The organism is Legionella rowbothamii, assembly GCF_900639985.1.
In the GTDB taxonomy this organism is placed as follows: domain Bacteria; phylum Pseudomonadota; class Gammaproteobacteria; order Legionellales; family Legionellaceae; genus Legionella; species Legionella rowbothamii.
Map to the genome: position 1 here is coordinate 78,061 of NZ_CAAAIM010000002.1, position 11,113 is coordinate 89,173.

Below are 11,113 nucleotides of genomic sequence, written 5' to 3' on the forward strand. Positions count from 1 at the left end.
GGTAAAATCATAAAACAGGGTGCATACTATCATGGACTTGTTTCGCAAAAAAGAGATTAGTAGCTCATTGGAGAGTGAATCGCATTTAAACAGGTGTTTGACGGCGTTTGATCTTATCTTTTTTGGGGTCGGGGCGATTATTGGTGCCGGGATTTTTATTTTAACCGGGGTTGTTGCCGCAACCAAAGCAGGGCCGGCAATTGTTTTTTCCTACGTGCTTGCGGGCGGGGCCAGCATTTTTTCCGCCTTGTCTTATGCGGAGTTGGCTGCAATGATTGGTGGCTGTGGAAGTGCTTATGGTTATGCTTATGCTGGTTTTGGTGAGTTAATTGCTTGGATTGTGGGCTGGGATTTGCTGTTGGAATATGCCATTTCGGTATCCGCAGTTTCTGTAGGCTGGGGAAGTTATGCAAATGACTTTTTAATGGCCATTAAAATTCATATTTCTCCTTTACTTTTGCAGGGACCTGTTTATGGGGGTATTTTAAATTTACCTCCCGTACTTATCATTGCCTGCTTAACTGCATTATTAATTGCAGGAGCAAAATCCAGTTCGCGAATGAACAATATTATTGTATCGGTTAAATTATTAGTAGTTCTTTTATTTATCATTATTGCGACAAGAGAGGTTCGTGTTGAAAATTGGTCACCTTTTCTGCCTTTTGGCTGGATTGGGGTAATTGACGGCGCGGCATTAATATTTTTTGCCTACATTGGCTTTGATGCAGTCTCTACTGCTGCGGAAGAGGCGATTAATCCACAACGCGACATGCCACGTGGCATCATTGGTTCTTTGGTGATTTGTACCGTTTTATACATTATTGTAGCAGGACTGCTTACAGGGATCGCTCCATACTCCACATTAAATGTAGCCTCTCCCATTAGTCATGCATTATTACACCTCGGCTACAAAATTGCTGCAGGGCTTATTAGTGTGGGAGCGATTGCAGGTTTGACTACCGTAATGTTGGTGTTATTTTATGGCTTAACCCGAGTTATTTTAGCAATGTCGCGTGATGGTTTATTACCAAAAGCGATTGCCCACACTGTAGGATCTCATCATACACCGGCACGTATTATTTTACTGTGCGGCTGTATCATGGCCATCTTATCAGCCTTTGTCCCCATTGATGTTTTAGCTGAGTTAGTGAACATTGGTACCTTATTTGCATTTATTATCGTTTGTATTGGTGTGTTGTATTTACGCTATAAGCGACCAGAGTTAGAACGACCGTTTAAAACCCCAGGTATGCCTTATGTGCCGATTTTAGGCGTATGTAGCTGCCTGTATTTAATAATCCATCTGCCTGGGGTGACCTTGATGCGGTTTATTATTTGGATGGCTATTGGCTTGGTTATTTATTTTATTTATAGCCATAAGAATAGTGTCTTAGCAAAGAATAGCCGCTCATCCTGAGTTCATTGCCCTGAAAATGTCAATACTTTTGGGGCAGACGCTATATTTTTTCATTTTTCGTTTATTTGACACCTAATCTTTCATTGAAAAAGCATCCAAAAGGGTACAAACTAGGGCCCTCTTTGGTTAAAGACGACAGGAGTTGGTAACGAAATGGAACAGTTACAATCAGTGCATGTTCAAGATAAGCTTAAAGCTAATGGCCGAGGCAATACGGATAAGACGTTGATTACCATTGGGAATGGGTGTCGATTGACGATAGCGTCGTCCCAGCTTTTGACGCAACAAACGACCTCAATCGCTTTATCATTACAGGCTGCTCAATCTGTTGATGCCGCATATCAATTTTTAAAGGTTCATGTTGACTCTCGCATACCTATTTACGGGGTCAATACCAATTTTGGTGATCAAGTTCGTTATATTGACGCAGCAATTAAAGAAACCGAAGCTATGGATTACCATAGTGAGATTAATGAGCGTCAAGAAAACATTATACGCTCCTTATCTTGTGGTTTAGGAACCATTGTGTCACCTCATATCGTGCGGGCAACCATGATGCTGCGTGCCCATTGTTTAGCTCAAGGTTATTCTGGGGTTCATCCTGAATTAATTAATACGCTTTTGGATTTTATTAATGCGGGAATTACACCCGTTGTACGTTGTTATGGTTCTATTGGTGCCAGCGGTGATCTCATTCCTTTGGCAATGATTGCTGCTGCATTAATCGGAGAGGAGGTTGCGGTAAGTTATCAGGGCAAAGTAATGATGGCTCCGGAGGCAATTCAACTAGCAGGGCTTAAGGCGTATAAACCGGTAATGCGTGATGGCTTAGCATTGATAAATGGCACCTCCTTTATGACGGCAATTGCCAGTTTAGCAATGTATGATTTACAACGTCTCTTCCCGCAAATGCTCGCAGCTATAGCGATGACTTTAGAAGCCTTACTGGTGATCAATAGTGCTTATCATCCCATGGTGCATCAATTAAAGCAGCAAGTAGGTGAGTGCGATATCAATCAATTTTTTATTGATTTTTGGCAAGGCAGCCAATTATTAACCGATTTAGATGAGTTGCGGGCAACCGACTGCTCGCATAAGCCAGTACAAGATTATTATTCAATTCGCTCCGTCCCCCAGGGTTTTGGCCCATTCCAGGAAAATCTGCAACGCGCCATTGTCTGGATTGAAAATGAAATGAATTCGGTCAATGACAATCCGGTTATTGATGTGACGGAACAAAATATCCACCATAGTGCCAATTTTATGGGGTTCTATGTGACCGATGCCTGTGATATTTTGAAAATGAATATGGCGCAAGCATCAACATGGATCCATGCCTTACTGGCAAATTTAGTCCATCCCCGTAAAAATCATGACTTACCGGTGAATTTGGTTCCTAATCCCAGTAAGCATAATGGTTTTCGTTCTATGCAACTTTTATCCGCAGCCTTAGCGGTACAAAATCGTAAATTAGCACAATCGCATCAAGCGTATACCTTACCGACCGAGGGAGATAATCAAGATGTGAATAGCTTGGGAACCCATGCGGCTTTGGATTTTCAGGAGTCAGTTGCTAACTTAGAGCGGCTTACAGCAATTTTATTCCTCGCTGCGAGCCAGGCGTTGGAGTTACGAGGCATTGAGAAAGCCAGCGAGAAAGCTCGATCTATTTATCAGGTAATTCGTCAATATTCGCCAACTATAGAACATTGTCGGCCTATGTCTGAGGAAATTGCAGTGATTATTAAGCTGTTAAAAGATGGAGTTATCTAATGCTGGTTTATATGTTTCCTGGGCAAGGTTCACAAAAACGGGGAATGGGCCAGGATTTATTCGAGCAATTTCCTGAATATACGACTCAAGCCGATGCGTTGTTGGGCTATTCCATACGATCTTTATGTTTGGAAGATGTACAGCAGCAGCTCAATAATACCCAATATACGCAACCGGCGCTTTATGTCGTTAATGCCTTTTCTTATTTAAAGGCATTAACCGACGGTCAGCCCAAGCCTGATTATGTCATCGGGCATAGTTTGGGTGAATATAATGCGTTATTTGCCGCTGGCGTTTTTGATTTTGTCACCGGTTTGGCTTTGGTTAAAAAGCGTGGAGAGTTAATGAGCCAAATGCAGGGCGGGGGGATGGCTGCTGTGGTTGGACTATCAAGCCAAGAATTGAGCGCCTTACTTGAAGAGCAAGGACTATCAGGGCTTAGGATCGCTAATTATAACTCTTATCAGCAAATGGTTATTTCAGGCCCTCAGGCGGATATTCAGCGGGCGCAACCACTGTTTGCAGGTAGGGATAAGGTTTCCTTTATTCCTCTGTCGGTGAGCGGTGCCTTTCATTCGTTTCACATGTTGAGTGCTCAACAGGCTTTCGCTGAGTTTGTACATGGTATCGAGTTTGCTACACCATGTATTCCGGTAATCGCTAATGTTGATGCTGCACCCTATCACCCAGCAGTAATTAAAAGTAATTTAATTCAACAAATAGCCCAACCGGTACTATGGACTAAAACAATTGAATATTTGCAGACTAAGCCTAATATTCACTTTCAGGAAATTGGCCCAGGAACAGTATTAAGTGGTTTGCTACGCCGTATTAACAATATGGCGTAGGACGTCATCCCAACGTGCAGCCTTTTTTCTATAAAATCGATCAATTGCCCATAACAATAACATTAGATACAATGACTTAGAACAATTTAATAAGGACGTTAATGTGCGCCAATTATCTCATTTATCCCTAGCCATTGCTTCACTGTGCAGTGTCTCTCAGGCTATAGCGTCTGACTTTAGTTTACCTTTTGTTAACTCAGCAGGATTAGGTGTTGCCTATGCGGATTGGGCTACTGCTGCAGATGATGCCAGTACGGCATACACGAATCCGGCTGGGATGGTGAAATTGCCACATCAACAGGTCGTTGTTAATGCATTAGGAATTACCGGAACTGCTAATTTTACCGGTAGCGCACGTACTCCCTCCTATTCATTTCCTGAACCAATCGTGCAGTCTGGCGTTGCTCATAGTGGAATTAATGCCTTCATGCCCTCCTTTTATTACACCGCCCCACTAAGCAAGCGGGTGAGTGCGGGTGTACATTTTACAACTCCATTTGGATTAGGCACGAATTATGGTTCCACTCCGGATGTCATCACGCGTTATGCCGCAACACGTTCACAGGTTGTTGGTATGGATATGGGGCCGAGCCTGGCAGTTAAGATTAACGAGCGTTTTGCGGTTGGTGCGGGTTTTGATGCGTTACGTTTGGCCTTTACTTTAAATAATAAATATGGCCCACCGCTGTCCTTTATGGGCGACTCTACCTTAAAAAATCATTTAACCGGCTGGGGTTATGGTTGGAATGCTGGCGCTTTGTTTGATGTGACTAGGCAAACCCGTGTTGGTTTTAGTTATAATTCGTTGATTTCTATTCACACTACCGGGCATAGTACGGTTTATGCACCTAATAATGGTCCTGCTCTATTTCGCACCTCGGCGCAAAAAACGGACGCAGCACTTCCTGCCCGCGCTCAGCTAAGTCTGCAGCACGATTTCACCTCACGCTGGACGGGGATGTTTACCGCATTTTATACCAATTGGAAAACCTTCAATAAAATCACCATGAAGCACACGCAGACTCCATTTGGGGTGCCCAGTTCTGTGACCATTCCTTTCAATTATCATAATTGTTTTGATTATTCCGTGGGGGCGACCTTTAAGGCAACAAATCAGTGGTTATTACGTGGTGGGCTGCAATTTATGAATACGCCGTCTAATAACCAAGACCGAGGGGTTGCTGATCCCATAGGCAGTGCTACTGTGGCTGCAGTTGGTGCACATTTCCAAGCTACGGAAATGCTAGGCTTTGACTTTGGTGTGGGGCATTCCTTCTTTAAGCAAATGCCGATTAATTTTGCTTCTCAATTGACGGCACTTAAAGGACATACAAACACCCAGACAACAGTAATCGGTGGTCAGATTAATTGGAGCATTGCTTAAAGGTTTAACTAAGAAAGGCAGGTTATTTTTTGAACTATAATTAAGTGTGGTCTTTATAGGATTCTAAAGAACTCAGGAGTAATTATCATGGATCTAAACAGTTTAATGAGTCAAAGTCCTAAGGTCATGAGGGTACTTGAAGCCATAAAAAATGATCCTGCCTTTATTAGATGATTTAAAAGCCAGTCCTCAAGAGGCATTGAGTAAGATAGGTGTTGAGCTCAATGAAGAAGAATTAACTATGGTACAACAACTAGAAGGTTTTGAAGAAGAAGCCGAAGGGATCTTCAATAAAATAAAAGGTTTATTTGGCTTTAAAGAGGCTAACTAAAATTATTCTAAGGCGACTGGTAATGATTTTTATTTAAGTTTTTCTTAGCCAAATAGGTACTATGAGGCGAATAGACGACCTATTACCGCGGTTTTAGCCCCTGTAATGCGTCAAGATTATTTGCCAAGAAAAATTTAAGTCAGTGCTATTAATTGGAATTAAATGTTCTTTTCTTCCCTCTCGCCTGAAAATGCAACCACGGCATTACGGCCTTTATTCTTGGCTGCATATAAGGCTTTATCTGCTAATTCGATAAGTCTTTCTGTATCCTCACTGTCGGTTGGGTACATGGCAATACCTATGGAAATACTTAGGGGGCCGATGGGTTGTGCGCCATATTTGAGGCGTATTTTCGTTACTGCAAGTCTTATTTGTTCAGCTCTTACTTTGGCGTCTTCTATATTTATGTTATGAAAGATGAGAACAAACTCTTCGCCACCATATCGGGAAGCCAAATCTCCAGTTTTCGTAGCATGCTCTAATAGGGAGCCAACTTCTTTTAATGCCATGTCTCCAGCATCATGGCCAAAGGTATCATTAATTTTTTTAAAGTGATCTAAATCAAGCATTAAGATGGCAAAAGAGCTCTTTTCACTTTTTGCTCGGAGTTTTTGTTTGAAAAGTCCATCTTCTAGAAAACGTCGGTTAAATAAGCCGGTTAATGGGTCACGTATGGATTGATGGCGTAGGTTATCCCGTAAGCGCACATTAGCCAATGCTAATGCAGTCAACTCAGCAAAGGCGGTGATAAGAAGCTGTTGATCTTGATTTAAGGTAAACGACTCTTTCGCGATTTCCATATACAGTAGGCCATAAATATCATTTTGTGCCATCAATGGTACGCACATGATGGTATGCATTCTCTCGTCTTCAGCATGGAAATGCTCACAAACTAATTCATGATGTGATTTAACAATTTTATGGGGGCGCCCAAGCCTGATTGCCCAGCATTGTTCTGGGTTAAAAATAGATTCCTGAGCGGTCGGAGTTCCCCAGCGGCCTGCCATTTCTAAGTAGTTTTTTGACGGATGCATCACATAGAGATAGCCGCTGCAAAAAGTGAGCAATTGTTGGGCATATTTGCCCATGATACTGCTTAATTCTTTCAATGAGTTGGTGGCAAGCATAATGTCGCTCATATCAATCATTAGGGTTATTTGTTCATTTTTTATTTCTAATTCTTTGATGCTGGCGGTTAGTTTTTTATAGGATTCTTCAAGCTCAGTATGTTCGCGTACGCGATTAGTAATGTCGCTCACATTATGGACTAAGCCATTGATTTCATTGCGTTCATTAATAATGGGACTAGAACTTAACTCAAAAATATTTTTTTTTCCCTCATGTTCAAACTCAAGAACCGTAATTTGTTTATCGTAACGTAGAGAGTTAAGCCAGGATTGAGTCAGGTTACGTTTGTTTTCCGGCACATTGACAAAAGCTTTTTCGAACGTCATTCCTTGGGTTAAAGAGCAATCAAATATTTTTTTGAATTGAGTTTGATACAGTTCATTAAAAATTTGCACTTGAGATCCTTTATCTAAAGCGGCAATACCATCACTAGTGCTTTCAAGAATTTGTTTTAAATAATTGCGTACATCACGGTTTTTGTACTCGATAATTTTGCGGTTAATTAACTCAAAGTTAGCCAGTATGAAGGGTATGATTAACAGCACCATGCTGAAAAGACTGCCATAAATGATGAAGAGTTCATTGGCATACACACCGTGCATTAAGGCTTCATTTCTAGTTTTCAACAAGACTTCTTCTATCGCTTTGATTTCTTCCCCTAAGCTTTTGATTTGCTCAGAAACTTCATTATTTTCATAAAAATTGGCTAAGCCTTGTGGGGTATTAAATTGAGCTTTGCTTTTCAGTTCAGCTAATTGCATGAGCACGGTTACGCGCTCTTCAGCTAATTTGGTAAATTGAAGTATGCGTTCATTTTGCTCTGAATTATCTCGGGTGAGGGTGTTGAGGTTGTTTAAATGATTATTCAAGGTGGGTTTGAATGTTTTTAAATCCTTTAAAAAATTGATGTTTTCGGTAATAAGGTAAGCTCGTTGAGCTGATTCCATTGCGGTTAAGGTATATAAGGCACTATCTACCTGTCCTATTACTTTATAAGTGTGAATAACCCAGCGATTGGTTTCGGTTAATGATCTGAGTTGCCAATAGGATTTACCGCCAATCATCACTAGAATTAATAAGGCGATAATAAATAAACTGTTTAATATGAATTTGTTTAACTTAATTGGCCTTATTTTCCAAAGAAAACTTTGGTTTCTTTGTTTGTTATCATGCCTATCCATTGCTGAGCCCACAAATTATGCGTCAAATTAAATTATAGCCGGATTTAATAAGTTTCTCGAGTATTATTAGGGAGTTGGTTTAGGGTGAGCCTGATTACATAGGGTCGGCTTTCCTAAAATCGGTAATATTGTGCAAAGTTATCGACAAGAAACGCTATTTCCTCTAAATTCCGTCTTTTGTTGATTAGTAGGTTCTAATGCCCGCATATCTGAATCATTTGAAAATTTGGTTTCCTAAAAAAGGAACCCATCCGCTTGGTGGCATCGTCAATGAACTCAGGCTAATTGAACAAAGCATGTCTTACCGAGAGCGTGGTGAGAAGCTCATTTTATTAACAGATTTTAGTAGTAATGCGGATAGGGATGTTCACTATGTGACTTCTTTTTGCAATAAATACGATATTGCCTTAATGACCACAGACTTTATCAAAGGGGAATTAGTCAATGGGAGTTGGAAGGATAAGAAAATACAACTGAAATTATTTGAGATGGCAATGTTAGAACTAACTCATCCTGCAGGTCATCCAGTGATTGCTTCAGATATTTTCAGACTATTATCACCCGTATTAACGTTGGGGGCCTATTCAGATCTTGATAAAAAGATTAACTATGGACCAGAACCAGCATCGATGAGTTCTCTCCCTGCTTTAGTTTTAAATCTAACCTTGGATACGACAGTGGCTCCTATGGAAATAGAGTACCTGAATACAGATTTTATCTATGCAAAGAATACGGAGCATGGTTTTCTGCTAAGTCATCGTAAAACGATTTATACCAACTACTTAAACATTGATTATATTGCTAATATTCCTTTGGATTATATTGTCTGCATTTTTGGAAAAACGGTCACTTTAGATGAAGCTGCCATCAATGATTATCGGCAATTTACGCAAAACTATTTTATCGCGAAGCCAGAAAGAACCGCGAATAACGTTTTAGATTTTAGACAGGCATTGAAAGCAGCCTTTCCTCAGCATTGTGAACAGTATTTTTATTTTTATGTTGTGGCTATTTCCGGCCCTGGTGCTCTTCTTGACACATTGAATAGTCAGGTTCTGAGGATGGTTAAAGAGATTGCTGGTTTTAGTGTTTCTAAAACGCCTATTCGTTTAATTAATGAAGCGTCCCAAGGGGCTAGTGACCTTTCATGGATGGAGGTAGGATGTGGGGTGCTTAGAGAGCAAGGAGATAAAGTAACTCAAGCGACGCAAACCCTACAACGGTTTTGGCGCAGTCATAAAAAAGAGCCTGCAGCAGAGGCGACAAGCTCTTATGCGCCATGTGGAATGCCTTAGGAAATGGCGGTTTGCTTTTATCCTAGTGATAGGTCCTCGTGAATGAGGCATAGGTAGGAGTATGAGTGAGCATATGCTACTTAAGCTCATTCAGGATGACATACCTATCCGTGACGCATATCAAAATTATTCTAATGGCAACTTACGAAAACTTATGGCCAGGCGATTCCAGCCATTAATAGCTATGATGGCCATCGTCAGATCGACTGCCTCTTGTTCATCAAAATGAGCACGCATTTCTTGGTACACTTCATCGGGTACATGCGTTTCTGATAATAAGGTCACTGCTTCTGCCCATGCTAGCGCTGCACGTTCACGCTCGGTAAAAAAAGGGGCTTCACGCCATACCACCACAGTGTTTAATCGTCTTTGTGACTCCCCTGCTTTAATCGCATCGGCGCAATGCATGTCGACACAGAAGGTACAGCCATTGATTTGTGAGACGCGTAGTTTGACCAGTTCGAGTAATAATTTATCCAAGTTGGAGCAGTTAACATATTTTTCAACACTCATCATTGCTTTGAGTGCTTCTGGGGATGTTTTATAAAAATCGATCCGTGTATTTGTCATTCTAAGCTCCATGTGATTAAGTAATACTCATTCTTATAAATGAACGAATTGCCGCGGCTTCTCCATTCGATGAGAGCAATTAAAAGCCCCGTAGCAAGGCATGGGGCTTACGTAATGATGTATATATGAGCGCATTGTAAGTAACCCAGTTACGTCGATTAAGAAACCAATACGACAATTTTGCCGATTTGCTCATTAGACTCCATGTATTGATGGGCTTCGACAATCTGCTCTAATTTAAATGTCTGGGCAATTTTCGGCTTAAGGACCTTATTTTTCAGATGCTCAGAAACATAATGTACGCCTTGGGCCAGGAGATGTGGCGTGCTTGTTAGTTCAAACAAGGTATAACCACGGATAGAGAAGCCTTTTGCTAAAGCATCGAATAAGGGATAGGGTGTGGGCTCATTGGATAAGACCCCGTACTCAAAGATTATCCCTTGATTTGCTACAGCTGCGGCAAGTTTTTCAATTCCTGGTCCGCCAATGGGGTCGAAAACAATACGAGCGCCTTTGCCTTGGGTAATTTCGTGTACGCGTGTCGGCAAATCTTCAATATCCGTGACAATGACATGATCTGCGCCGAGTGCTTTTAAAGCGGACTCTTTCTTCGCTGTACGTGTGGTTGCAATGCTAATCGCCCCTTGTGCCTTGGCAATTTCAATCGCGGCTACTCCTACGCTACTGCTGGCAGCTGTAATGAGGACATAGTCTCCTTTGCTGAGTTTGCCATAATGGACTAGCGCGCCATAGGCAGTTAAGTATTGCATCCAAATAGCAGTTCCTTCCGCAAAAGAAAGCTCTTCAGGGTATGCGGCAAGAGCGTATGCGGGCACAATAGCTACATCACCATAAACCCCATATCTGCTCATATTAAAACAGGGAATAGTACTGAATTTTTTACCAAGCAATTCCGAGTCTACCCCCATACCTACTGCTTCAACAATTCCAGAGGCTTCATAACCTATTTTGGAGGGGAGCTGTGGGTCCACTAAATACTGCCCTTTGCGAAACATGACTTCTGCTCGATTTAAACCAATGGCATGTACTCTTAAACGTACCTCTCCAGGAGCGGGATTGGGCAAGGGCTGCTCTTCAATTTTTAATACCTCAGCGTTTCCCGTTTCATGAAAGCGAACAACTTTAGCCATTTCCGTCATAATTTTTCCTTATTATTTATAGGCGC

General features: G+C 41.4%; 9 protein-coding genes. 6 read left to right on the plus strand and 3 right to left on the minus strand.

All coding sequences use genetic code 11. From position 1 onward, the window contains the following. Positions 1-31: 31 nt before the first annotated feature. The 5 genes from E1P08_RS05685 (at position 32) to E1P08_RS05705 (ending at position 5,753) form a co-directional block, all read left to right on the plus strand. Positions 32-1,417: an amino acid permease gene (locus tag E1P08_RS05685; protein WP_133136069.1), complete on the plus strand. Its 1,386-nt coding sequence runs from the start codon at positions 32-34 to the stop codon at positions 1,415-1,417. Positions 1,418-1,570: 153 nt separating this feature from the next. Continuing rightward, positions 1,571-3,190, plus strand: coding sequence for an HAL/PAL/TAL family ammonia-lyase (locus E1P08_RS05690; protein WP_133136070.1), 1,620 nt, complete (start codon positions 1,571-1,573; stop codon positions 3,188-3,190). Beyond that, positions 3,190-4,038: an ACP S-malonyltransferase gene (fabD, locus tag E1P08_RS05695; protein ID WP_133136071.1), complete on the plus strand. Its 849-nt coding sequence runs from the start codon at positions 3,190-3,192 to the stop codon at positions 4,036-4,038. The genes E1P08_RS05690 and fabD overlap by 1 nt, the downstream gene beginning before the upstream one ends. A 103-nt stretch (positions 4,039-4,141) precedes the next feature. After that, a complete protein-coding gene (locus tag E1P08_RS05700) occupies positions 4,142-5,422 on the plus strand; it encodes an OmpP1/FadL family transporter (RefSeq protein WP_133136072.1) in 1,281 nt (426 codons plus the stop codon). Between the two features lie 151 nt (positions 5,423-5,573). Further along, positions 5,574-5,753 (plus strand): hypothetical protein, encoded by a 180-nt coding sequence (locus tag E1P08_RS05705; RefSeq protein ID WP_242602388.1) that lies wholly within the window; start codon positions 5,574-5,576, stop codon positions 5,751-5,753. Positions 5,754-5,911: 158 nt separating this feature from the next. On the opposite strand, the gene E1P08_RS05710 is transcribed toward E1P08_RS05705, so the two are convergent. Beyond that, entirely contained in the window at positions 5,912-8,062 is a 2,151-nt protein-coding gene (locus E1P08_RS05710; RefSeq protein ID WP_133136073.1) for a GGDEF domain-containing protein, read from the minus strand. A 197-nt stretch (positions 8,063-8,259) separates the two neighbouring features. On the opposite strand from E1P08_RS05710, the gene E1P08_RS05715 reads away from it, so the two are divergent. Then, the gene (locus tag E1P08_RS05715; protein WP_133136074.1) at positions 8,260-9,357 is read left to right on the plus strand and encodes a hypothetical protein; all 1,098 of its coding nucleotides are present in this window, start codon (positions 8,260-8,262) and stop codon (positions 9,355-9,357) included. Positions 9,358-9,483: 126 nt separating this feature from the next. On the opposite strand, the gene E1P08_RS05720 is transcribed toward E1P08_RS05715, so the two are convergent. Beyond that, positions 9,484-9,927, minus strand: a complete 444-nt coding sequence (locus E1P08_RS05720; RefSeq protein ID WP_133136075.1) for a carboxymuconolactone decarboxylase family protein — start codon at positions 9,925-9,927, stop codon at positions 9,484-9,486. Positions 9,928-10,085: 158 nt separating this feature from the next. After that, positions 10,086-11,087, minus strand: a complete 1,002-nt coding sequence (locus E1P08_RS05725; RefSeq protein ID WP_242602389.1) for a zinc-dependent alcohol dehydrogenase family protein — start codon at positions 11,085-11,087, stop codon at positions 10,086-10,088. Positions 11,088-11,113 lie beyond the last annotated feature (26 nt).